Consider the following 21068-nt stretch of genomic DNA (forward strand, 5'->3'; position numbering starts at 1 on the left):
TGAACCCTGGATTCCCGGCACAAGGCCGGGAATGACGGATGGAGGGGGAGTCATCGCCCGTGCGATGCCGTCACGACGAGGCCTTTGCCGTCACACCGAGGCAGTCCCGCCCTCCCAGTCCGTCTGCTCCTCCCCCCGACCGTCACCCTCGGGCTTGACCCGAGGGTCCAGCCGCACAACGCCGTTCGCTGGATGGTCGAATCACGTCCGATCCATGACGGGAGAGAAAGCGGACCCCGCCCTTATTTAGAGAATTTCGCGCTGACGCGGGTGGAGGGCTGGATGAGCTTCACGCAGTCGGTGCGCTTGCCGCTGTCGTCGGCGCAGGACAGCACGTCGTTCAGCAGGATGCGGCTGATGCGGTCGCAGGTCAGGCCCACGATGTCGAACAACTTCACGCTGGTCTTGTCGGCGCGCAGCGGGGCGGCGTCGAGCGACAGGCGGCGGGCGATCACGCCGTTGGTGTCGAACAGCACCAGATCGAGCTGGAATTCGTTGAAATTGGTCTGGCTGGGATTTTCGAACAGCATATAGGCCCGGCAGGCGTTCGGCTGGTCCTCAAGCTTGTTCAGCTCGATGGCGATGGTGCCGGCCCCCGCGGCCTGGGCTTGCGCCTGTCCCGGCAGCACGGCGGCGCCCAGCGCCAGGCCGAGGATTGCGGCGGTGGACAGGAATTTCCCAATCGTCGGCATGATCGTTCCTCACTTCTGTTCCCGGGCGACACGTCCGGCCCGTTGTGGCGCGAACCTTCACCAATTGCAAGTCAATCGCAGCTCAAGAAAGCGGCAACATTACGTGCGCCTTGAAGCCGTCGCGCTGCCGCAGCTTTTCGTACCAGGCGCGCAGGGCCGGAAAATCCCCGTGCGGCACGTCCAGCGCGTACCAGCGATGGGTGAACGCCCCCACCGGAATGTCGGCCATCGTCAGCCGCTCGCCCAGCATATAGTCACGGCCCTGCAGATGGCGGTCGAGCAGCGCATAGAAGCCGCGGCAGCTCTCCGCCGCCTTGTCTAAAGCGGCCCGGTCGCGCTGCTCGTCAGGCGTGCGGATCAATTGCCAGAACACGGTGGTCATCGGCCCGCCCAGCGAGAAGCTGGCCCAATCCATCCATTGCCCGGCCTGTCCCCGCAGCTTCGGATCGTCCGGGCAGAGCCCGCCCTGGTCGTAGGTTTCCGCCAGGTAGCGCACGATGGCGTTGGATTCCCACAGGATGAAGCCGCGATCGTCGATCACCGGCACCAGCCCGTTGGGATTCATTTTCAGGAACCACTCTTCCTTGTTCCGGCCGAACTCGCGGCCGGCATCGATGCGCTCGCACCGCAGGCCGAGCTCCGCGACGCACCACATCGCCTTCTGCACATTGATGGAATTGGACCGTCCCCAGAGCCGCAACATGTTTCCTCGCCCTTTCGTCATTCTCTTTGCCGGCCAGCCTGCCCCCGCGCGCCGGAGAAGACAAGCGCCACCGCCGAAGAACAGGCCGGCATTCAAACTATTGTAGCCGCGCAGGGTTTCTCCCATACTTCGCGTCTTGAAAAGGTCGATGAAGACCTATGCAACCCTGGGAGAAACGCATGTATCACCGTAGTTTCAAATGGATGGCGCTTGCCGGCGTGGCGATGGCCGCGATGGTCGGCCAGGATGCCATGGCCGTCGAGCTGAAGGCCTCGCACCAGTTCCCCGGCGGCAAGGGCGACGTGCGCGACGAGATGGTGCAGATCATCGCGCGCGAAGTCGCGGCCGCCAATGTCGGCCTCGACATCAAGGTCTATCCGGGCGCGTCGCTGGTGAAGGCGAACGAGCAGTGGCAGGCCATGCTGAAGGGCCAGATCGACATCACCGCCTTCCCGCTCGACTATGCCAGCGGCCGGCACCCGGAATTCGGCGCCACGCTGATGCCGGGCCTGGTGAAGAGCCATGAGCACGCGGCGCGCCTGAACGGCTCGCCCTTCATGCAGGAAATCAAGAAGGTGATCGAGGATGCCGGCGTCATCGTGCTGGCCGATGCCTGGCTGGCCGGCGCGTTCGGCAGCAAGGAGAAGTGCATTCTGGAGCCGGCTGACGTGCAGGGGCTGAAAGCCCGCTCCGCCGGCGCCACCTTCGCGGAGATGTGGGCCGGCGCCGGAGCGTCGATCGTCTCGATCCCGTCGAACGAGGTCTATAACGCGCTGCAGACCGGCGTCGCCAACGCCACCGACACCTCGACCGGCAGCTTCGTGTCCTTCCGGCTGTATGAGCAGCTCTCCTGCGTGACCGCGCCGGGCGACAACGCGCTGTGGTTCATGTACGAGCCGGTGCTGATGTCCAAGCGCTCCTTCGAGCGGCTGACCAAGCCGCAGCAGGAGGCGCTGATGAAGGCGTCGAAGAAGTCCGAGGAATATTTCGCTAGCGAGAGCAAGAAGCTCGACGACAAGATGATCGAGGCCTTCGAGAAGAATAACGTGAAGGTCGTCACCATGTCCGACAAGCAGGCCGCCGCCTGGCGCGAGGTGGCCAAGAAGACCTCCTACAAGACCTTCTCCGAGAAGGTGAAAAATGGCGGCAAGCTGATCGACATGGCGCTGTCGGTCGAATAAGCCGCCCAGAGGCAAGGACCAACGGGTCGTTCCCTGCCCGCCGGCCGGCTGCAGTCGGCGCGGGGGCCGGGGGACGACCCGCTTCATAAGAAGAGACAACGGGAGACTTCATGGACGTGTATGTTCGCGCCGTGGCCGCCCTGTCCCGGGCGTGCGGCGTTGCGGCGGCGTTGATGATCCTGATGGCGGTGCTGATCGTCTGCCAGATGATCTTCGTGCGCACCGTATTGCAGGAATCCGCCATCTGGCAGAGCGAGTTCGTCACCTTCATCCTGGTCGCCGCGACCTTCATGGGCAGCCCCTATGTGCTGCTGACGCGCGGGCATGTGAACGTCGATCTGCTGCCGCTCTATCTGCCGCACAAGGCGCGGATCTGGCTGGCCCTGCTGGCTTCCAGCCTGGCGCTGATCTTCTGCGCCGTGCTGCTGTGGGACAGCGTGGTGTGGTGGCTGGAAGCCTATGAGGGCAACTGGCTGACCAGCTCGATCTGGCGCGCCCGGCTGTGGATCTACTACGCCGCCATGCCGATCGGCTTCGGCGTTCTGACGCTGCAATATATCGCCGATATCTATTGCCTCGCCACGGGCCGCGACATGCCCTTCGGCATGACGCCGGAGACGCGGCTATGAGCGAATTGTCCATCGGGTTGCTGATCGGGCTGGTGACCGTGCTGTTCCTGGCGACCGGCATGCCCGTCGCCTTCGCGCTGGGGCTGGTCACCGTCGTCTTCCTGGTCATCTTCGACGGCTTCTACGCCCTCCAGTTCCTGGCCGACACGATGTTCGGCGGGCTGAACGACTTCACCCTGGTCTCGATCCCGATGTTCGTGCTGATGGGCGCCGCCGTCGCCTCCAGCCGCGCCGGCTCGGATCTGTACGAGGCGCTGAACCGCTGGTTCCACCGCGTGCCGGGCAGCCTGGTGATCTCCAACCTGGGGGCCTGCGCGCTGTTCAGCGCGATGACCGGCTCCTCCCCCGCCACCTGCGCGGCCATCGGCAAGATGGGCATACCGGAGATGCGGCGGCGCGGCTATTCCGCCGACCTGGCCACCGGGGCCATCGCGGCGGGCGGCACGCTGGGCATCCTGATCCCGCCCTCGGTGACGATGATCCTGTACGGCATCGCCTCGGAAACCTCCATCGGCCGGCTGTTCCTGGCCGGCGTGCTGCCGGGCATCATGCTGACCAGCCTGTTCATGATCTGGGCCTGGTTCCTGTGCTGGAAGCGCGGCGAGGGCATGTCGGCGGCCGGGCAGAGCTATAGCTTCAAGGAGAAGATCGAATCGCTGCCGAAGATCGGCCCGTTCCTGCTGATCATCGTCGGCGTGATCTACGCCATGTATGGCGGCCTCGCCACGCCGTCGGAAGCGGCCGGCGTGGGCGCGCTGCTCTGCCTGATCATGGTGGTGGTGATCTACAAGATCTGGCGGCCGGGGGATATGTGGCACATCCTGCGCGACACGACGCGGGAATCGGTGATGATCATGATGATCATCGGCACCTCGGTGCTGTTCAGCTACATGCTGTCCAGCCTGTATGTCACCCAGTCCATCGCCGAATATATCGGCGCGCTGGAGATCAACCGCTGGGTGCTGCTGTTCTTCGTGAACATCCTGCTGCTGGTCGCCGGCTGCTTCCTGCCGCCGGCCGCCATCATCCTGATGACCACGCCGATCCTGCTGCCGATCATCGTGAATGCCGGGTTCGATCCGATCTGGTTCGGCGTCATTCTGACGATCAACATGGAGCTGGGTTTGATTACCCCGCCGGTCGGCCTCAATCTGTTCGTCATCAACGGCATCGTGCCTGATGTCAGGCTGCCGGTAATCCTGAAGGGCGCGCTGCCTTTCATGCTATGTATGGTGGTGGCCATCATCATCCTCTGCATCTTTCCGGAAATCGCCACTTGGCTGCCGGACACGCTGATGGGAGGGTGAGGAGGGAAGTTTATAACTTCTGGTTATGTGATGGAGGGGGACAATAGGGCGGATTGGCCGTATTTTCCCTCTCTGAACTGCAACCGGCCGGATCGTCTTCCGGCCCTCTCTTGCAGAGGTTTTTGTCGCCAACGCGGAACGGAGTTTGACATGCCCGCCAACCGCCTGCTCCTGATCGACGACGATCCGGCAATCGGGGAATTCGTGCGCAAGGTGGCGGAAGGGGAGAATTACGAAGTTGCCGCCACCGCCGACCCCAAAGCGTTCCAGGCCGCGCTGGAGGCGCTCGATCCCACGGTCATCATGCTCGATCTGGCGATGCCGTCGATGGATGGGGTGGAAATGATCCGCTTCCTGGCCGAGAAGAAATGCCAGGCGCAGATTCTCATCATCAGCGGTTTCGACAGCAAGATGATGGCCGCCGCGCACCGGCTGGGCGACGCCCACGGGCTGCAAATGGCCGGCGTGGTGCAGAAGCCGGTGCGCGTGGCCGAGCTGCGCCGCCTGCTCGGCAGCCTCGCCGTCCCCGAATAATCGGCTTAGCGCAGGAAGAACGAGACCGGCACCACCAGTTCGAGCTGCGCCTGCTGCATCTCGGCGGGCAGCGGCGGGAAGGGCGAGGCGCGCTGCACCATCGCCTTCGCCTCATTGTCCAGGATATCGAAGCCGGAGCCGCGCTCCAGCTTGAAGGACAAAAGATTGCCCTCGCGGTCCATCACGAAGCGGACGGTGACCTGCCCCTCGATGCGGCGCAGCTGGGCGCGGCGCGGATATTCCTTGTGGCGCTCCAGCCAGGCCTGGACCAGCGCCAGATAATCCTTCGACGAGCCCGGCATGCCGCCGCCCGCCGTGTTGTTCTGGTTGCCCGCCCCCTGGCTGGTCTTGTTGCCGGACTGGCCGGCGGCCCCGGACGTCCTGGATTCGCCGGTGCGCTCGCCTTCCGTCGGCCTGCCCGGCGCTTGGTCCTGGGCGGTCGCGGCGGTGTTCGGCTGGGCGGCCGGCTGGGCCGCGGGCTGCGCCTTCGGCGGCGGCGGGGCCTTGGCGACCTGCGGGCGGGGCGGCGTCGGCTTGACCGGCGCGGGCGGCACCGGCTCGATCTGCCGCACCGGCTCCACCGCCTTGGCGATGATCGGCTCGGCCGCCTTGACCGACTCCACCGGCTTGGTCTCGACCGGCTGCACGGTCTCGACCGGCTGCACCGGCGCTTGCGGCACGGTCTCCGTCACCGGCTTCACCGTTTCGGTCGCCTCGACGGTCCTGGCGACAGTGGACTCCCGCACCTCGCTGACGCTCTCGCTGGCCTCGACGGCCTTCACCTGGCCGCCCGGCGCGCCGCCGGCCGGGCCGAGATCGACCTCAATGCCGCCCAGCCCGGCGGCGACCGCGCCGGATTTCGGCGGCTCCTCGTTCAGGAAGAACAGCAATCCGCTGGAATGAATAGCGATCGACAGCACGATGGCGGCGACCTTCATGCGCCCGGACATTTCCGTCCGCACCGGCGCGAAGCCCATATCGACGGCGCTCATGAACCGCTCTCCCGCACCGAGGTCAGCAGCAGCAGCTTCTCGACGCCCGCCGCGCGCAGCGTCTCCATCACCTGGATGACCCGCCCGGCATCGGCCTCCTGATCCGCCTTCAGCCGCAGCGGCGGCGCGTCTTCCGCCATCGGCTGTTGGGTTTTCACCTCCCCGGCCAGCACCTCGGCCAGCGCCTCCAGCTCGACCGGCTTGCCGGCGAAGGCGAGCTGCCCGTCGGCGCCGACCAGGATGGTGTTCGGCACCGCCTCCGGCAGATCGGTGGAGGCCGAGGGCGGCGGCGTCACCTGGAACGGGTCCGCCTGCGTCAGCTTGCCGGCCAGCATGAAGAAGATCAGCAGCAGGAAGACGATGTTGATGAGCGGAATCACCCCCTCGTCGCCTTCCTCGCGCTGGCGCGCGGGGCGGCGGTTGAACGGGCTTCCGGTCTTGCGGGCGAAGCGCATGATAGGTCCTAGCCGCCGGCCCGGCTGTCGCGGATCAGCGAGACGTCGCGGATGCCGGCCGCCGTCACCAGATCGAGAATCGCCACCGCGCGCTGCATGCGCACGCCGGCGGCGGGCTGCACCAGCACGCGCTGGTCGGGCTTGCGGCCCACGGCGGAGGCCAGGCGCGCCTGCACCCCCGCCTCGTCCAGCCGCTCGCCGGACAGGTCGAGCCCGCCATCGGCCAGCACGCGGATCAGCAGCGCGCCTTCCATGGAGCTGCTGGCCGCCGTGGCCTGCGCCGGGGTGCCAAGCGAGATCGAGCGCCAGTCGAGAAAGCTGGAGGCCAGCATGAAGAAGATCAGCAGGATGAAGACGACATCGATCAGCGGCGTCAGGCTGATGAGCTGCCGGCGGCGGCGCTGACGCGGGATCAGGCCGCTATTCGGCTGGCTGAGCATGAGCGGCGCGGAAGGAGGCCGGCTCCCGCTCCTTCATCGAGGCGAATTGGGTCGCGGTGAAGATCTGCGTCGCCGCATCCTCCATGTCGTGCGCCAGGCTGTCGATGGTGCGCTCGATCCAGTTCAGCGCGGCCACCGCGGGAATGGCGACGGCCAGGCCGACCGCCGTGGTCAGCAGCGCCACCCAGATGCCGCCGGACAGGATCGCCGGATTGATGTTGGCCCCCGCCCCTTCCATCTGCTGGAACGCCTCGATCATGCCGATCACGGTGCCGAACAGGCCGAGCAGCGGGCTCAGCGAGGCGATCACCTCCAGCCCGCGCAGGTAGGAGCGCAGCCCCTCGATGCGCGCCATGCCGATGCGCCCGGCCTCCTCGCGCACCGCATCGGGATCGACGCGGTGGCGCAAGCCGTCGATGGCGACCGCCATCACCTCGGCGATCGGGTTGCGCACGCCCTTCAGCACCGACAGCGCCTCCGCCGGGCGGCCGGCGCGGTACAGCGCCACCGACTTGGCGATGAAGCCGCGGCTGCCGACCCGCATCGAGGCGAACTGGAACAGCTTCAGCAGCACGATGGTCAGCGCGATCACCGACAGAACCAGCAGGATGATCACCACCGGCCCGCCGGCATGGATCAGCCCCAGCGCCTGGTCCATGGCGCTCAAGGGCGGCTCGACCATATCGGCCCCCACATCGGCACCCGGCAGCGGCGCGACAGCGGCGTCGGCGGGAAGCGGCCCGGTGGACGGCGCGGTGGACGGCCCGGTGGACGGTGCCGTCGGGGCGGCGGTCGGCGGCGTTGTCTCGTTCATCATCCTGCCTTGCGATGCGAATCGTCAGCGGTCGCCGAGGGCGTCGAATCCGTCGGCGCGCGGATGATAGTGAGATTGCGAGTTGATTGCAATGCAACCTCTGCAGGTCTGCTCTCTGCGGGCAGTGTATCGGTTTGACCTCCGGCCTTCCTGTTCACCATCGTGTCATTTCATCATCTTGTCATTGCCGGGCCTGACCCGGCAATCCAGGGGCCGCGTTCCGTGACGTTACAGGCAGGGCACCGCTCCTGGACCCCCGGGTCAAGCCCGGGGGTGACAGGCAGGTAGACAGGCCGATCCCGCAGTCAAGAATTCCATGGTGAGACACTGCCTCTCTGCGGCATGTGGTGCATCGCCGCAGCCCGGCTGTTATCGTCACACGAAACGCGAATCGACAGGAGCCTCATGGTGCAGCGCAGCGCGGATTCCTTCAAGCAGTGGCAGAAACAGGCCTGGACCGAGCGCGGCGAGGGCTGGGACCGCCGCGCCGACGAGCTGGAGGAGATGTCGCGCCGCTTCAACGACCCGCTGCTCGACTTGGCCGGGCTGGAGCCGGGCATGATCGTGCTCGACCTGGCCTCCGGTGCCGGCGAGCCGGCGCTGAGCGCGGCGAAGCGCGTCGGCCCCGGCGGACAGGTGCTGGCGACCGACCTCGCCCCGGCGATGATGGCCGGCATCCGCCGCCGCGCCAAGGCCGCCGGCCTGTCCAATATCGGCTTCGAGATCGCCGACGCCGAGGCCCTGCCCTTCCCCGACGCCAGCTTCGACCGGGTGACCTGCCGCTTCGGGCTGATGTTCTTCCCCGACCCGCTGAAGGCCCTGCGCGAATCGCTGCGGGTGCTGAAGCCGGGCGGCCGCGCCGCCTTCATGGTCTGGGGACCGCTGGCCGACAATGCCCTGTTCGCGGTGACGCTGGAAGCCGCCATCGAAACCCTGATCCCGCACGAAAGGGCCTCGGACGAAAGAGACTTCCTCGCCCTGCCCTTCATCCAGGGCGAGGCCGGGGCCGTGCAGCGCCTGATGCACCAGGCCGGCTTCGCCAATGTGCGCGAAGAAGCCCTCCAGACCGCCCGCAAGGCCCCCGGCGACAAACCGTTCTGGCGCGCCAACCTCGACATGATGCTGGGCCGCCGCTACGCCGAGGCCACCGACGCCCAGAAACAGGCCCTGGAAACCGCGATCAGGCGGCGGCTCGAACCCTACCGCGAGGGCGATGATTACCGGCTGCCGGTTCATGTGAGGTATGCGGCGGGGGATAAGCGGCAAAACTGACGATATAGATACTAGCAGAAAGTAGATCAGTCATATCTCAGGGTTGATGAATTTTCTCCGTTAGGAAGAACACACCGTGAAGCGTTGAAACAACCATCGAAGCGAACAAGAACGTCAAAACAAAGCCGACTGCGCCTTTCAAAATCAGCCACGGCCACGCCACGCCCGTCCAACAACCTATCGCAGCTTGGAATACGTCAATAGATGACGCGAATGCATTGATGGCCATGAGCGCAAAGCACAAGCCAAACGATAGGATAACAAGATACGAAAATAGGTATGACAGGAACAATCGCCGGGTCAGCTTGACCGGCACCTGTTGCCCGCGTACTCGCATTTCCACTTCAGGCGCGGGCGCTGGCATTTCATGGTCCATTGTCGTGCTGCCAAACGTGGCGACCGCCGCAAGACCAGCGAAATAGAAGCCGGGCAGCGTGGAAACGAGTGTCAGCAGGCTTTCGACAAGACCTTCTGTACCGACAAGCGTAGGCTTTGCCGGCAGCAAAGCATAAAACAAAACGGCAAAGATCGTTAGGGCCAGCGGAAGCCATGTTGTGTAGGTCCGCATTTCGCCATGCGATATGCGTCGATAGGCAAAACCCCGACTAAGTTCATATATAAGCTGTTTTAGCACCTTATATCGCCCGGTTAGCTAAGAACTCCGGGATTGCCATATCCCGGAAATGAACGACTATCTGCATAGCAGAGTGATCTAGGAACGGAGATATGTTTGTTACGTCGAACGATTTCACATACATTTCCTCCAAAGGGTTCCCGGTTCTTGCATCTATTTCAACCGTAACTGATCTATTTTTCCCAGGAATTTTGTAGCTTACTCTAGCAACCCCATAGTTCTCTGCATTTAATTTAAATGCCGCGCGCAATGATTGCCAAAGCTTGATTGGAAGATTGTTCTTGTCGACCTGAAGGCGCAGTTCCGTTTCTTTCTTCGTAAGATACGCTGCTCCAGCCACCGGAGCCACTGCCTCTGCTCTGACAAGGGAAATACCGGTGATCTGGCCGTTGTTTATGTCGTCGATTAACGTGTCAGAGGGTCGGCCACGTAGTTCGATATGTGGGCAGCAGCGGGCGGTTCGCGGCGAACCTTGACGGGTCAAGCCACCTGCCGGATGCGGATACAAAAAGGACTTTGGGTCGTCTTTGAACTCAAAACTCAGCAATTTGGACAACAAGCGTTGCACTAGGCTCGAGGCGACGCCAGCGACGCGCTCAATAGCGCACGTATAGACGTTGGGAAAGCCCTGCTCTTGCGCTGTAGAAATCAGGACATGGCAAGCGAAGTCCGCGCCTTGGTTCGGGCCTTTTGCGTGAACGTTAAAAATACCTGCCGTTGGGTCGGATGTAACACTGTTCGGCGCTGTCTTATCGGATAGCCGAACAAGTAGCGTGATGAATTTCTGAGTGGCATTAATGTGAATATCCCCTATCAACATCGTCGCAGAATCGGCGCGAATAGGATACGTCCGACCAGTATCCTTCATCCTCTGAAAAATCGGAACCAAATCGTCCATAGTGGGAATGGACGCGCCTTCCTTCCTCGCGCCGATTTCAAGGTCGTAGATATAAAACTGCCGACGATCATTCTGCATTCAATGCCCCCCCCCAACCTTGATCATCGAATAACATGACATATCTTTGGCCGCCACAACGTTAGACAAAGGTTAGGCGGACCGGTACATTTCATAAGCGGAGTTGCCTATAGAGTGGCTCTATCTTGATCAGATTATCCAAGCCCCCTACCGCTCTCCCCCAAACTCCCGCCACGCCAGCGCGATGCGGCCCAGAATCGTCAGGGCGCAGAGGGCGGCGAAGCCGTAGGCGAGTGCGGGGAACCAGGCGGGGAGCAGGCAGAAGGCGGTGAAGGCGAGGATGGTTTCCGTGCCCTCCGCCAGGCCGCCCATATGGTAAAAGGATTTGCGGCCGCGCCGCTCGGTCTGCAGGCCGCGCTTTGCCGCCAGCACGGCATAGGCGAGGAAGGACGCGCCGGTGCCGATGAAGCTGGCCAGCAGCACGCAGGCCGCAAGCGCGTTCGCCGCCGGGTCGGCGAGCGCGAAGCCCAGCGGCACGGCGGCGTAGAACAGGAAATCCAGCACGATGTCGAGATAGCCGCCCAGATCGGTCGACCCGGCTGTTTGCCCGCCCCTTTGGCCAGCCTGGCGGGCGATGGCGCCGTCCAGCCCGTCGGCGAGGCGGTTGACCAGGATCGCCGCCAGCGCCAGGCCGTAATGCTGGCACGCCAGCGCCGGCACGGCCAGCATCCCGACCGCGAATCCTATGATTGTCATGGCGTCGGCGGCGACGCCCCTGTCGGCGAGAAAGCGCCCTGCCCGCTCCAGCGGTGCCGCGATCAGCCGCCGCAGCGCCGCATCCAGCATGGGGCTAAGGCTTTTCGACCAGACTGGCCGGGGGACTGGCTGGCGGGCTGGCTGGCGGGCTGGCCGGGGGCGTATGGGCCACGTCGGTGGCGGGGTCCGCCGCCATGTCGGCGGCGTGCGCCTCGGCCAGGTTTTCCGCCTCGCGCTTCAGGCGCAGATAGGAGCGGATGCTGAGCGGAATGGCGATCAGGTAGAGCACGCCCAGCACCGACAGGGTCTGCCAGGGGGCGTTCACCAGGGCGGCGACCAGCAGGCCGACCACGATCAGCACCGGTATCACGAAGGATTGCGGAATCCGCATCTTCTTGCCGGAGAAGGTGGGGATGGTGCTGACCATCGCCAGCCCGACCAGCAGGGTCCAGACCACGACGAAGCCGGGGCTGGAGAAGAAGGCCGGCCCGCCATCGAAGGACAGCGCCATCGGCAGCAGCGCCAGCCCCGCCCCGGCCGGCGCCGGCACGCCGGAGAAGTAGTTATAGGCGTAGGCCGGCAGGTCGGGGTCGCCCAGCTTGGTGTTGAAGCGGGCCAGGCGCAGGGCCGCACAGGTGGCGAAGAACAGCACCACCGCCCAGCCGATGCCGGGCAGCCCGTTCATCGACCACATATACAGCACCATGCCCGGCGCCACGCCGAAGCTGAGGAAGTCGGACAGCGAATCCAGCTCCGCGCCGAACTTGCTGGTCACCTTCAGCAGCCGCGCCATGCGCCCGTCCAGCCCGTCCAGCACGGCGGCGATGACGATGGCCGCCACCGCCTCGTGCCATTGGCCCAGCAGCGCGAAGCGGATGCCGGTCAGCCCGGCGCACAGCGCCAGGATGGTCAGCATGTTCGGGATCAGCCGGTTGATCGACAGACCCTTCAGGCGGGGCGTGCGGCGATAGCGCCTCATATGTGCGTCCTTAACGTTAGCGGATTTCGCCCAGGCGGCTGGGTTCGGTCGAGGCGAGGTCGGCGATCACCGTCTCGCCGGCGACCGTGCGCTGGCCCAGAACGGCGAAGGAAGCGGTGCCGGCCGGCAGATAGACATCGACCCGGCTGCCGAAGCGGATCAGCCCATAGCGCTCGCCGGCGCGCAGCGACTGGCCCTCGGCGACGCGGCAGACGATGCGCCGCGCCACCAGCCCGGCGATCTGCACGCTGCCGACGCGCGTCCCGTCGGCCTGGGTGATGACGATGCCTTGGCGCTCATTCTGCTCGCTCGCCTTGTCCAGCGAGGCGTTCAGGAACTTGCCGGGATGGTAGGCGATATGCGTCACCTTGCCGTCGACCGGGGCGCGGTTAACATGCACGTCGAACACGTTCATGAAGATGCTGATGCGCTCCATCGGCTGGTCGCCGAGATTGAGGTCGGCCGGCGGCACCGCCTTGCCGGCGAAGCACACCACGCCGTCGGCCGGGCTGATCACCAGCCCGGCGCGGGTCGGGGTCACACGCTCCGGATCGCGGAAGAAATAGACGCACCACAGCGTCAGGACGACGCCCACCCAGCCCAGGAAATCGGACAGGGAAAAGAGAATCAGCGCGCCGACGACGAAAATGGCGATGATCGGCCAGCCCTCACGGACGATCGGCACGAAGATTGTTTTCAGCAAGACGGCTCTTCCTTTCGTTTGTCCCCGACAGACAGCCTGCGACGGGGCCAGGGAGAATACACCGCGGCAGCCCTTGTGCAAAATACCGCGCTTTAACCCTTTATTAGGGGCGGCGCGGCATTATTGTAAGTGCCAACTCGCCCTAATGATCCCGGCGCTATCGCAAGATGTTGATGGAATCGACCGCTCCCTTTCTCGAATTGCTCTCGCACAGCCCCGAGGAATTCGACCTGATCAGCTTCGCCCGCCTGGCCGATGCCGGCAGCGGCGCGCCCAGCGGCGAACGGCCGGTGCGCTTCGCCTTCGATTGCGACGGCATCACCTATCTGGGCGGGCTGGTGGTGCAGGACGGGCAGCATTACCTGCATCTGGAAGCGCTGATCGGCATCCTGCCCTACACCAAGGAATCGCCAGACCGGCGCGGCGCGCTGCTGCGCGCGCTGAACGAGATCAAGAAGCTGGCGCCCTCGCGCCTGACCGTCGATCCGCGCCAGCGCATCCGGCTCGACGCCGCCCTGACGCTGGACGGCCCGGCCACCCCGGCCCGGCTGATGGCGACCGCAGCGCTGTTCCTGGCGCGGCTGCGGCACAGCCTGAACGGCATGGCGCGGCTCAGCACCCCCGACAAATCGACCGCCCCGGCCTGATGATCGCTTCGCCCTGGCTCAGTTGACTCGGGGCAGCGTGAATACCTGGCCGGGATAGATCATGTCCGGATCGCGGATCTGGTCCTTGTTGGCGGCGTAGATCACGGTGAAGGACTGGCCCTCGCCATAGGTGCGACGGGCGATGCGCCACAGATTATTGCCCGGCTGAATCACCACCACCCGGTCCGACAGGGCGTTGGACAGCGGCTCCGACTTCAGGAAGGGCAGCTCGATGCGGGCCACCACGCTGCCGCCGGGCGCCAGCTTGTCGACGCGAAGCTGATGCGGGCCGGTCGGCACGCTGGTCTGCGGCTGGAAGCGCCAGCGGCCCTTATCGTCGGCCACCGTGTCGCCCAGCAGCTTATCGTCGAGATAGAGCCGCACCTTGTCGCCCGGCTCGGCCCGGCCGCTGAAGATGATCTCGCCCTTGTCGTCGTAATCCACCACATCCAGCGTCACCGGCAGATTTTCGCCGCCGCCGGAGGGCACCGTCACCACCTCCTGCGCCGGCCGGCCGGGAGCCGGCGTCGGCGTGGCCGGGGCATTGCTGGGCGCGCTGGTGGGGGTACTGGCGGGCGCGCTGGCGGCCGGCGCGGCGCTGGAGGCGTTGGCGGGCGGCGCTGTGGGGGCCTGCAGCACGGTCGAGGGGCCGCTGCCATCGCGCGGGGCGATCATCGCCAGCGGTGTCTGCGGCTTGTCCGTCGGCTGGCCGGCGATGTCCTTCTGCGCCTCGGGCACCACCAGCACCACGATATCGTCGGAATTCTTCTTCGAGCCGTCCTGCATGTCGGCTTCCAGGCTGAGCTGCCGGCTGCCGGGGGCCAGCGGCTCCTTGGGCAGCAGCACCCATTCGCCGCGCTGGTCGGCCTGGATCTCGCCGATCAGCCGGTCGCCATCCATCACCCGTACCTTGGCGTTCGGCTCCGCGCGGCCGGCGATCACCGCGTCGCCCTTCGGGTTGACGCGCACCACGTCGAAGCTGGGCGCTTTCGGGGTCGGCGTCTGCGCCGGGGCCTCCGGCTTGGCGACGGCCGGGGCTTGCGCGGCCGGCGTGCCGGGTGCCACGCTCTCGGTCTTCGGTGCGGGGGCTGGCGCGGCCGCCTGCTGCGGCGCTTCGTCCGACGTCAGCAGGAAGTTCAGCAAAATCGCAACGATGACGACGATGACGCCGATAGCGCCGATGATGAATGGACGTCCGAGCATGTTTTGCGGACCAAATCCCATAGGAGTGCCAGGGGTTCACACCCTATAACGCCTCCCGTCCCAGTGCAATTGAACTAGAATACTTGCCCGCCCGCCCGATCGTGGCAACATCACCGCAATGCGGCACAGCGAGGGCATCGAGATGGCGGAGCGGAACGACACAACGCGCCAACGGGTCTTCCAGCGGATCTGGGACATCCCCACCCGGCTGTTCCACTGGCTGCTGGCCGGGGCCATCGTGGGAGCCTATTGGACCGGCGAGTTCGGCGGCATCGACAAGACGTGGCACATGCGTTTCGGCTACGCGATCCTGGCGCTGATCGGCTTCCGCATAATGTGGGGGCTGTTCGGCAGCCCGCCGTCGCGCTTCGCCAGCTTCCTGGCCGGGCCGCGCGCCGTGCTGTCCTACATGGGAGGTTTGGGCGAGCGCCGGGCCAGGCCCTATGCGACCCACAACCCGCTGGGCGCGCTGTCGGTCGTCGCCCTGCTGGCCGCCGCGCTGGTGCAGGCGGCGACCGGGCTGTTCGCCGACGACGCCATCCTCACCCAAGGCCCGCTCGCCCGCCTCGCGCCGGGCTGGGTCAGCAGCCTCGCCACCAATATCCACGCCTGGAACATCTGGGTGCTGATCGCGCTGGTGGCGCTGCACCTGGCGGCCATCGCCTTCTACCATCTCTACAAGCGCGAAAATCTGGTCGGCGCGATGATCACGGGGCGTAAGGCGTTGCCGCCCGGAATGGGCATGGAAAAGCCGGCCAGCGTGTGGCTGGCCGGCCTTGCCCTGCTGATCGCCGCCGGGGCGGTCTATCTTCTGGTCGAGCGGCTGCCCGGCTGGGTCGGCTAGCGGTTGCGGTAGCTGTCGTGGCAGCCCTTGCAGCTGCCGCCGATGGCCGCGACATGCTTGCCCAGATCGCCCTGCGACAGCTTGCCGGCATCGGCCGCCAGCGCCGCCGTGGCGGTCTGCAACGCCATCAGCTTGGCCTCGAAGTCGGCCGCGCTGATCCAGATCTCCGGCTTCGCCTTGCTGCCGGCGATCTCGCCATCGGCGCTGCCTTTCGGGAACCCCTCGGCCAGCATCTTGGAAATCGCGTTCATGTTGGACGCCCGAAGCGCGAGCTGCTCGTTATTGAACGGCACCTCGCCCTTGGCCATGCCGACCACCGGGCCGAGCTGCCAGGCCAGCGCCTTGAACAGGCCCTGGCGATACTTCAACGAATCGTCCGGCTTCATGTCGGCCGCCATCGCGGCCCCGGCGACGATGCCGGCGGCGCACAGGCCGGCGGCGATGGAAAGCAACGCTTTGCGCATATGGGTTTCCCCCTCTGGTGAACCTCTGGCTACCGCGCTGTCGGCAGGCAAAAACGTGCAGAGCATCGCGCGAATCCGGCTGGCGGTAAACGGCGCTTGAATGACATTCAAAGCGGCCACACGGAAATGTGATGGTCGCAAAACCGCAGTTGACCTGCGCCCTCCCCGATGCGATATGCCCCGCCATGACAAGCATCCGTTCCCTCTGTGTCTATTGCGGCGCTTCCGGCCGCGTTCCCGAAGCCTATAAGCAAGCCGCCCGCGAGCTGGGGACGGAGCTTGGCCGGCGCGGCATCGACCTGGTCTATGGCGGCGGCAAGGTCGGGCTGATGGGCGAAGTGGCCGACGCCGCCATCGCCGCTGGCGGCAAAGTGGTCGGCATCATCCCCAACCATCTGATGAAGCTGGAGGTCGGGCATGGCGGCGCGACCGAGCTGGTCGTGGTGGAGACGATGCATGAGCGCAAGCAGATCATGTTCGACCGCGCCGACGCCTTCGCCATTCTGCCCGGCGGGCTGGGCACGCTGGACGAAACCTTCGAGATCGTCACCTGGAAGCAGTTGCGGCTGCACGACAAGCCGGTGATCGTGGTCGATGTGGAAGGCTACTGGCAGCCCTTGCAGCATTTGATCGAGCATATGATCGGCGCCGGCTTCGTGAACCCGATTCACCGCGCGCTGATGGAGTTCGTGCCCGACCTGCCAACCCTGTTCGAGGCGCTGGAGCGCGCGCCGGTGGAGATTCCGGGGCCGGAAATCAAATGGCGCTGACGGGCGGCTCTTGCACCATCCGGGCGGCCTGATAAGGTGCGCGGCGATTATTCAAGGCGCGTGGGGGCACACGCGTCGGCACCAGGAGAAAACGCATGGCGAAAATCAAGGTAAAGAACCCGATCGTCGAGCTCGACGGCGACGAGATGACCCGCATCATCTGGCAGATGATCAAGGACAAGCTGATCCTGCCCTATCTGGATGTGGACCTTAAGTATTACGATCTCGGCGTCGAGTACCGCGACAAGACCGACGATCAGGTCACCATCGATTCCGCCAATGCGATCAAGCAGTACGGCGTGGGCGTGAAGTGCGCCACCATCACCCCGGACGAGGACCGGGTGCAGGAATTCGGCCTGAAGAAGATGTGGAAGTCGCCGAACGGCACAATCCGCAACATTCTGGGCGGCACCGTGTTCCGCCAGCCGATCATCTGCCAGAACGTGCCGCGCCTGGTGCCGGGCTGGACCCAGCCCATCGTCATCGGCCGTCACGCCTTCGGCGACCAGTACCGCGCCACCGACTTCAAGGTGCCCGGCCCCGGCAAGCTGACCATGACCTTCCAGCCGGCCGATGGCGGCCCGGCCCAGCAGTTCGACATTTTCGACTTCCCGTCGAGCGGCGTGGCGATGGGCATGTATAATCTGGACGATTCGATCCGCGATTTCGCCCGCGCCTGCTTCAATTACGGCCTGGATCTCGGCTGGCCGGTCTATATGTCGACCAAGAACACCATCCTGAAGGCCTATGACGGCCGCTTCAAGGACCTGTTCCAGGAAGTGTTCGACGCCGATTTCGCCTCCAAGTTCAAGGCCAAGGGGCTGACCTACGAGCATCGCCTGATCGACGACATGGTGGCCTGCGCCATGAAGTGGTCCGGCGGCTATGTCTGGGCCTGCAAGAACTATGATGGCGACGTGCAGTCCGACACCGTGGCCCAGGGCTTCGGCTCGCTGGGTCTGATGACCTCGGTGCTGATGACCGCCGACGGCAAGACCGTCGAGGCGGAAGCCGCGCACGGCACGGTGACCCGTCACTATCGCCAGCACCAGCAGGGCAAGGAGACCTCGACCAACCCGATCGCCTCGATCTTCGCCTGGTCGCGCGGCCTTTCCTTCCGCGCCAAGATGGACGAGACGCCGGAAGTGGCGAAGTTCGCCGCCGCGTTGGAGAAGGTCTGCATCGACACGGTGGAAGCCGGCGACATGACCAAGGATCTGGCGATCCTGATCAGCCCGGACCAGCCCTGGCTGACCACCAACCAGTTCCTCGACAAGCTGGACCAGAACCTGCAGAAGGCGATGGGCTGAGGCCTGCCCCTTTTTCGGCTACCCGAAAGGGCGTCGGCTTCGGCCGGCGCCCTTTTCGTGTGAGCGCGCTGGCGTTAGCGCTCCAGCGGGTTTGGCTGCGGCGTATAGCGCGTCGCCGTGGGGACCGCGCGGGTGCGATAGGTGTTCAGCGCCATGCCGCCCGACGTGACGGCCCTATCCCGGCCGAGCTGCGCATTCGGTGCCGCCCTGGAGGGCGCGCGCGGCGCGGAGCCGGCGGTCAGGCCGGCGCCGCCCTGCTTCGCCCATTCCGGCATCATGGTCGGCTGGCTGCGCAACGCCGCCACGCGCGAGGGCTCGGGGAAGCGGAGATTCTGCTCGATTTCGGCGAAATTCCCGTCGCGCACGCCGTTCCACAGGCTCAGCACCTTGGTGCGGTAGCGATTATTGAATTCCGGCGTGGCGGAATGATAGTAGCCGACGGCGGACTGCCAGGTGCGGCGCTCCTCCTTCAGCCGGCTCAGATAATCGGCGGCGTAGGCGACATTGTGCTCCGGCTCGAACGCTTCGCTCAGCGAGGCGAAGGCGTCGCGGTGCCAATAGAGGTTGATCTGCATGCAGCCGACATCGATGGATTTCACGCCGCGCGCCATCAGCTTGCGCACGGCGGCAATTGCTGCCGCCTTGGTCGGGTAATAATTGCCCTCGCCCTCGGCATTCACCGTCCAGGGCCACGGCACCCCCTGCCCCGCCTTGGTGTCCCACCGGCCGGACTCGGCCAGCCCGACGGCGCGCAGCAGATTCTTCGGAATTCCCTTCATCCGCTCCTGCGTGGCGATGGCGCTGCCGCACATATCGGCCATATCGCCGGGCGGCGCGGGCAAGGCGCTTGCCCCGCCCGGCAGCAAGGCCAGGACGGCGAGCAGGATGAGAGCGGGGATCAGATTCTTCATGGCACCGGGCATAGAAGCAACCCGCGTGCCAAGGTGGGGGTTAGGCCGGCAGTGAACGAGACCTTTCCCGCAGCCAAGCAGCAAAGGCAGGTCCCTCCACACTGCCGGAAGCAACAGCCACCATCATTTCTTCCGCCTCGGCCTCGGTGGCATCGAGATACAGTCCGTTAACGCTCAGAAAGACAGCCGCCGCCATGAAAGCGGTACGCTTGTTGCCATCCAGAAAAGGATGATTTTTAGCCAGCCCCGTCGCCAGCGCCGCGGCGAGGTCCGCCAGATCGGGCGGCGGCTCGCCATAGCTAAAGAGCTGTTGTGGTCGTGCGATCGCAGATTGCAGCAACCCTTCGTCGCGCAAACCGTCAAGACCGCCAAAGCCGGCAATCGATTGCTCGTGGATATAGAGTATTTCTGCGAGGCTGAGCCATACCGGCTCAGTCATTTGGCTAGCGCCTTGAGGGTCTGCTCATAACGCCGCATGACCCATTCCGTTGCCTTCTTGACCTCTTCACGGACGTCAGTATCTCCCCCCTCAATCTTATTGGAGGAAGCCAGAGACTCGGCGGGCTTGGCCGGAATTTTACGGATCGAATTGCTCATAGGGCTAATATAAGCGCCAAAGGGTTGCATCGCCAGATTTCTTTGTGCGGCTGCGGCACCACAGCTACCGGCTCAGTTCCCGGATGCCGCGGTCGAGGCCGTCGAGCGTGAGGGGGAACATGCGGCCCGCCATGAGCTGCTGGATCGAGCGGATCGATTCCAGCCAGGGCCAGCGGCCCTCGGCGACCGGGTTCAGCCAGATGGCGCGCTGGTAGGTCGCCAGCAGGCGCTGCATCCATACCGCCCCCGCCTCCTCGTTCCAATGCTCGACCGAGCCGCCGGGGTGGAAAATCTCGTATGGGCTCATCGAGGCGTCGCCGACCAAGATCACGCGGTAATCCGCCGGGTAGGTGCGCAGCACCTCCCATGTCGGGATCTTGTCGACGCCGCGCCGGATGTTGTCCTTCCATACGCGCTCATACAGGCAATTGTGGAAGTAGAAATATTCCAGATGCTTGAACTCGGCACGGGCGGCGGAAAACAGCTCCTCGCAGACGCGGATATGGCCGTCCATCGAACCGCCGACATCGAAGAAGATCAGCAGCTTCACCGCATTGTGCCGTTCCGGGCGCATCTTCAGGTCGAGCAGCCCGGCATTGTGGGCGGTCGAGCGGATGGTGTCGTCGAGATCCAGCTCGGTCGGCGCGCCCTGCCGGGCGAAGCGGCGCAGCCGGCGCAGGGCGACCTTCATGTTGCGCGTGCCAAGCTCCACCTGGTCGTCGAGATTGCGGTAATCGCGCTGGTCCCACACCTTCACCGCGCGGAAATTGCGGTTGCCCTCCTGGCCGATGCGCACGCCTTCGGGATTATAGCCATAGGCGCCGAAGGGCGAGGTGCCGGCGGTGCCGATCCATTTGCTGCCGCCCTGGTGGCGCTTCTTCTGCTCCTCCAGACGCTGGCGCAGCGTCTCCATCAGCTTGTCCCAGCCGCCCAGCGCCTCGATCTGCGCCTTCTCCGCGTCGGTCAGATGGCGCTCGGCCAGCTTGCGCAGCCATTCCTCGGGAATCCGCGCGCCGAACGCCTCGTCCAGCAGTTCCAGCCCCTTGAAGACATGGCCGAATACACGGTCGAACCGGTCGAGATGGCGCTCATCCTTCACCATCGCCGTGCGGGAGAAATAATAGAAATCATTGACGGAATAATTGGCGACGCCCGCCTTGACGCCTTCCAGCAGCGTCAGATATTCGCGCAAGGAGACCGGCACGCCGGCCTGCCGCAGTTCGAGAAAGAAAGTCACGAACATGGCGTGCGCTCCGAAGTGCTCCCCACCCGTCGGGGGATATCCCCCACCCCGGCCCTCCCCCGCAAGGGGGGA

At 65.1% G+C, this 21068-nt stretch carries 25 protein-coding genes; 9 read left to right on the top strand and 16 right to left on the bottom strand.

The annotated features are described in order from the left end of the window. Positions 1-242 precede the first annotated feature (242 nt). Positions 243-692 carry a Tat pathway signal sequence domain protein gene (locus tag AUP43_RS14045; protein WP_067558325.1) on the bottom strand — a complete coding sequence of 150 codons (450 nt, stop codon included), beginning with the start codon at positions 690-692 and terminating at the stop codon, positions 243-245. Positions 693-774: 82 nt separating this feature from the next. Beyond that, positions 775-1395, bottom strand: coding sequence for a glutathione S-transferase family protein (locus AUP43_RS14050; RefSeq protein WP_067558328.1), 621 nt, complete (start codon positions 1393-1395; stop codon positions 775-777). Between the two features lie 179 nt (positions 1396-1574). Here AUP43_RS14050 and dctP point away from each other — a divergent pair, with 179 nt between their 5' ends. The 4 genes from dctP to AUP43_RS14070 all read left to right on the top strand — a co-directional run bounded on the left by dctP (position 1575) and on the right by AUP43_RS14070 (position 5046). Continuing rightward, positions 1575-2576, top strand: a complete 1002-nt coding sequence (dctP, locus tag AUP43_RS14055) for a TRAP transporter substrate-binding protein DctP (RefSeq protein ID WP_067558331.1) — start codon at positions 1575-1577, stop codon at positions 2574-2576. Between the two features lie 110 nt (positions 2577-2686). Then, a complete protein-coding gene (locus AUP43_RS14060) occupies positions 2687-3205 on the top strand; it encodes a TRAP transporter small permease subunit (RefSeq protein ID WP_067558334.1) in 519 nt (172 codons plus the stop codon). Further along, a complete protein-coding gene (locus AUP43_RS14065; RefSeq protein ID WP_067558337.1) occupies positions 3202-4512 on the top strand; it encodes a TRAP transporter large permease in 1311 nt (436 codons plus the stop codon). Before AUP43_RS14060 ends, AUP43_RS14065 begins: the two co-directional genes overlap by 4 nt. 150 nt (positions 4513-4662) lie before the next feature. Next, positions 4663-5046 (top strand): response regulator, encoded by a 384-nt coding sequence (locus AUP43_RS14070; protein WP_067558340.1) that lies wholly within the window; start codon positions 4663-4665, stop codon positions 5044-5046. 5 nt (positions 5047-5051) lie between these two features. Here the strand turns inward: AUP43_RS14070 and AUP43_RS14075 are convergent, their stop codons facing one another. From AUP43_RS14075 to AUP43_RS14090, 4 genes are read right to left on the bottom strand one after another with little or no spacing between them, the layout of a single operon-like run. Beyond that, entirely contained in the window at positions 5052-6038 is a 987-nt protein-coding gene (locus AUP43_RS14075) for an energy transducer TonB (protein WP_067558343.1), read from the bottom strand. Next, complete coding sequence (locus AUP43_RS14080; RefSeq protein ID WP_067558346.1) at positions 6035-6493, bottom strand: ExbD/TolR family protein; 459 nt, start codon at positions 6491-6493, stop codon at positions 6035-6037. Before AUP43_RS14080 ends, AUP43_RS14075 begins: the two co-directional genes overlap by 4 nt. Before the next feature lie 8 nt (positions 6494-6501). Next, positions 6502-6933 (bottom strand): ExbD/TolR family protein, encoded by a 432-nt coding sequence (locus AUP43_RS14085; protein WP_067558350.1) that lies wholly within the window; start codon positions 6931-6933, stop codon positions 6502-6504. Continuing rightward, on the bottom strand, positions 6914-7750 hold the full coding sequence (locus AUP43_RS14090) for a MotA/TolQ/ExbB proton channel family protein (RefSeq protein WP_198154916.1): 837 nt from the start codon (positions 7748-7750) through the stop codon (positions 6914-6916). Before AUP43_RS14090 ends, AUP43_RS14085 begins: the two co-directional genes overlap by 20 nt. Positions 7751-8152: 402 nt before the next feature. On the opposite strand from AUP43_RS14090, the gene AUP43_RS14095 reads away from it, so the two are divergent. Further along, complete coding sequence (locus AUP43_RS14095) at positions 8153-9019, top strand: class I SAM-dependent methyltransferase (protein WP_067558353.1); 867 nt, start codon at positions 8153-8155, stop codon at positions 9017-9019. Between the two features lie 37 nt (positions 9020-9056). On the opposite strand, the gene AUP43_RS14100 is transcribed toward AUP43_RS14095, so the two are convergent. From AUP43_RS14100 to AUP43_RS14115, 5 genes are all read right to left on the bottom strand, one after another. After that, the gene (locus tag AUP43_RS14100; RefSeq protein WP_067558356.1) at positions 9057-9587 is read right to left on the bottom strand and encodes a hypothetical protein; all 531 of its coding nucleotides are present in this window, start codon (positions 9585-9587) and stop codon (positions 9057-9059) included. 67 nt (positions 9588-9654) lie between these two features. Beyond that, positions 9655-10629 (bottom strand): hypothetical protein, encoded by a 975-nt coding sequence (locus AUP43_RS19080; RefSeq protein WP_157089362.1) that lies wholly within the window; start codon positions 10627-10629, stop codon positions 9655-9657. 147 nt (positions 10630-10776) lie between these two features. After that, on the bottom strand, positions 10777-11415 hold the full coding sequence (locus AUP43_RS14105; protein ID WP_067558359.1) for a CDP-alcohol phosphatidyltransferase family protein: 639 nt from the start codon (positions 11413-11415) through the stop codon (positions 10777-10779). A 4-nt stretch (positions 11416-11419) separates the two neighbouring features. Beyond that, on the bottom strand, positions 11420-12304 hold the full coding sequence (locus AUP43_RS14110) for a CDP-alcohol phosphatidyltransferase family protein (RefSeq protein WP_067558361.1): 885 nt from the start codon (positions 12302-12304) through the stop codon (positions 11420-11422). A gap of 16 nt (positions 12305-12320) precedes the next feature. Further along, the gene (locus AUP43_RS14115) at positions 12321-13004 is read right to left on the bottom strand and encodes a phosphatidylserine decarboxylase (protein WP_084462821.1); all 684 of its coding nucleotides are present in this window, start codon (positions 13002-13004) and stop codon (positions 12321-12323) included. 176 nt (positions 13005-13180) lie between these two features. Between AUP43_RS14115 and AUP43_RS14120 the strand changes: the two genes are divergently transcribed. Then, positions 13181-13654: a hypothetical protein gene (locus AUP43_RS14120; RefSeq protein ID WP_067558366.1), complete on the top strand. Its 474-nt coding sequence runs from the start codon at positions 13181-13183 to the stop codon at positions 13652-13654. 18 nt (positions 13655-13672) lie between these two features. On the opposite strand, the gene AUP43_RS14125 is transcribed toward AUP43_RS14120, so the two are convergent. After that, positions 13673-14857 (bottom strand): LysM peptidoglycan-binding domain-containing protein, encoded by a 1185-nt coding sequence (locus AUP43_RS14125; protein ID WP_067558369.1) that lies wholly within the window; start codon positions 14855-14857, stop codon positions 13673-13675. A 118-nt stretch (positions 14858-14975) separates the two neighbouring features. On the opposite strand from AUP43_RS14125, the gene AUP43_RS14130 reads away from it, so the two are divergent. After that, positions 14976-15701, top strand: a complete 726-nt coding sequence (locus AUP43_RS14130) for a cytochrome b/b6 domain-containing protein (protein ID WP_232315180.1) — start codon at positions 14976-14978, stop codon at positions 15699-15701. Here the strand turns inward: AUP43_RS14130 and AUP43_RS14135 are convergent. Further along, positions 15698-16165 carry a c-type cytochrome gene (locus AUP43_RS14135; protein WP_067558372.1) on the bottom strand — a complete coding sequence of 156 codons (468 nt, stop codon included), beginning with the start codon at positions 16163-16165 and terminating at the stop codon, positions 15698-15700. The two genes, AUP43_RS14130 and AUP43_RS14135, sit on opposite strands and share 4 nt — an antisense overlap. Positions 16166-16350: 185 nt before the next feature. On the opposite strand from AUP43_RS14135, the gene AUP43_RS14140 reads away from it, so the two are divergent. After that, complete coding sequence (locus AUP43_RS14140; RefSeq protein ID WP_067558375.1) at positions 16351-16935, top strand: LOG family protein; 585 nt, start codon at positions 16351-16353, stop codon at positions 16933-16935. Positions 16936-17030: 95 nt separating this feature from the next. After that, on the top strand, positions 17031-18245 hold the full coding sequence (locus tag AUP43_RS14145) for an NADP-dependent isocitrate dehydrogenase (RefSeq protein WP_067558378.1): 1215 nt from the start codon (positions 17031-17033) through the stop codon (positions 18243-18245). A gap of 74 nt (positions 18246-18319) precedes the next feature. On the opposite strand, the gene AUP43_RS14150 is transcribed toward AUP43_RS14145, so the two are convergent. The 3 genes from AUP43_RS14150 to AUP43_RS14165 form a co-directional block, all read right to left on the bottom strand. After that, entirely contained in the window at positions 18320-19156 is an 837-nt protein-coding gene (locus AUP43_RS14150; RefSeq protein WP_067558381.1) for a lytic transglycosylase domain-containing protein, read from the bottom strand. Positions 19157-19196: 40 nt separating this feature from the next. Further along, complete coding sequence (locus AUP43_RS14155; RefSeq protein ID WP_067558385.1) at positions 19197-19595, bottom strand: type II toxin-antitoxin system death-on-curing family toxin; 399 nt, start codon at positions 19593-19595, stop codon at positions 19197-19199. A 222-nt stretch (positions 19596-19817) separates the two neighbouring features. Beyond that, positions 19818-20996: a vWA domain-containing protein gene (locus AUP43_RS14165; protein ID WP_067558392.1), complete on the bottom strand. Its 1179-nt coding sequence runs from the start codon at positions 20994-20996 to the stop codon at positions 19818-19820. Positions 20997-21068 lie beyond the last annotated feature (72 nt).

This window comes from Oceanibaculum pacificum, from assembly GCF_001618175.1.
In the GTDB taxonomy this organism is placed as follows: Bacteria; Pseudomonadota; Alphaproteobacteria; order Oceanibaculales; family Oceanibaculaceae; genus Oceanibaculum; species Oceanibaculum pacificum.

What these genes read in the sequence shown, in the direction of transcription:
- AUP43_RS14045 (WP_067558325.1), bottom strand. Translation starts at nt 692, where the DNA reads ATGCCGACGATTGGGAAATTCCTGTCCACCGCCGCAATCCTCGGCCTG.
- AUP43_RS14050 (WP_067558328.1), bottom strand. Translation starts at nt 1,395, where the DNA reads ATGTTGCGGCTCTGGGGACGGTCCAATTCCATCAATGTGCAGAAGGCG.
- dctP (WP_067558331.1), top strand. Translation starts at nt 1,575, where the DNA reads ATGTATCACCGTAGTTTCAAATGGATGGCGCTTGCCGGCGTGGCGATG.
- AUP43_RS14060 (WP_067558334.1), top strand. Translation starts at nt 2,687, where the DNA reads ATGGACGTGTATGTTCGCGCCGTGGCCGCCCTGTCCCGGGCGTGCGGC.
- AUP43_RS14065 (WP_067558337.1), top strand. Translation starts at nt 3,202, where the DNA reads ATGAGCGAATTGTCCATCGGGTTGCTGATCGGGCTGGTGACCGTGCTG.
- AUP43_RS14070 (WP_067558340.1), top strand. Translation starts at nt 4,663, where the DNA reads ATGCCCGCCAACCGCCTGCTCCTGATCGACGACGATCCGGCAATCGGG.
- AUP43_RS14075 (WP_067558343.1), bottom strand. Translation starts at nt 6,038, where the DNA reads ATGAGCGCCGTCGATATGGGCTTCGCGCCGGTGCGGACGGAAATGTCC.
- AUP43_RS14080 (WP_067558346.1), bottom strand. Translation starts at nt 6,493, where the DNA reads ATGCGCTTCGCCCGCAAGACCGGAAGCCCGTTCAACCGCCGCCCCGCG.
- AUP43_RS14085 (WP_067558350.1), bottom strand. Translation starts at nt 6,933, where the DNA reads ATGCTCAGCCAGCCGAATAGCGGCCTGATCCCGCGTCAGCGCCGCCGC.
- AUP43_RS14090 (WP_198154916.1), bottom strand. Translation starts at nt 7,750, where the DNA reads ATGATGAACGAGACAACGCCGCCGACCGCCGCCCCGACGGCACCGTCC.
- AUP43_RS14095 (WP_067558353.1), top strand. Translation starts at nt 8,153, where the DNA reads ATGGTGCAGCGCAGCGCGGATTCCTTCAAGCAGTGGCAGAAACAGGCC.
- AUP43_RS14100 (WP_067558356.1), bottom strand. Translation starts at nt 9,587, where the DNA reads ATGCGGACCTACACAACATGGCTTCCGCTGGCCCTAACGATCTTTGCC.
- AUP43_RS19080 (WP_157089362.1), bottom strand. Translation starts at nt 10,629, where the DNA reads ATGCAGAATGATCGTCGGCAGTTTTATATCTACGACCTTGAAATCGGC.
- AUP43_RS14105 (WP_067558359.1), bottom strand. Translation starts at nt 11,415, where the DNA reads ATGCTGGATGCGGCGCTGCGGCGGCTGATCGCGGCACCGCTGGAGCGG.
- AUP43_RS14110 (WP_067558361.1), bottom strand. Translation starts at nt 12,304, where the DNA reads ATGAGGCGCTATCGCCGCACGCCCCGCCTGAAGGGTCTGTCGATCAAC.
- AUP43_RS14120 (WP_067558366.1), top strand. Translation starts at nt 13,181, where the DNA reads ATGGAATCGACCGCTCCCTTTCTCGAATTGCTCTCGCACAGCCCCGAG.
- AUP43_RS14125 (WP_067558369.1), bottom strand. Translation starts at nt 14,857, where the DNA reads ATGCTCGGACGTCCATTCATCATCGGCGCTATCGGCGTCATCGTCGTC.
- AUP43_RS14130 (WP_232315180.1), top strand. Translation starts at nt 14,976, where the DNA reads ATGCGGCACAGCGAGGGCATCGAGATGGCGGAGCGGAACGACACAACG.
- AUP43_RS14135 (WP_067558372.1), bottom strand. Translation starts at nt 16,165, where the DNA reads ATGCGCAAAGCGTTGCTTTCCATCGCCGCCGGCCTGTGCGCCGCCGGC.
- AUP43_RS14140 (WP_067558375.1), top strand. Translation starts at nt 16,351, where the DNA reads ATGACAAGCATCCGTTCCCTCTGTGTCTATTGCGGCGCTTCCGGCCGC.
- AUP43_RS14145 (WP_067558378.1), top strand. Translation starts at nt 17,031, where the DNA reads ATGGCGAAAATCAAGGTAAAGAACCCGATCGTCGAGCTCGACGGCGAC.
- AUP43_RS14150 (WP_067558381.1), bottom strand. Translation starts at nt 19,156, where the DNA reads ATGAAGAATCTGATCCCCGCTCTCATCCTGCTCGCCGTCCTGGCCTTG.
- AUP43_RS14155 (WP_067558385.1), bottom strand. Translation starts at nt 19,595, where the DNA reads ATGACTGAGCCGGTATGGCTCAGCCTCGCAGAAATACTCTATATCCAC.
- AUP43_RS14165 (WP_067558392.1), bottom strand. Translation starts at nt 20,996, where the DNA reads ATGTTCGTGACTTTCTTTCTCGAACTGCGGCAGGCCGGCGTGCCGGTC.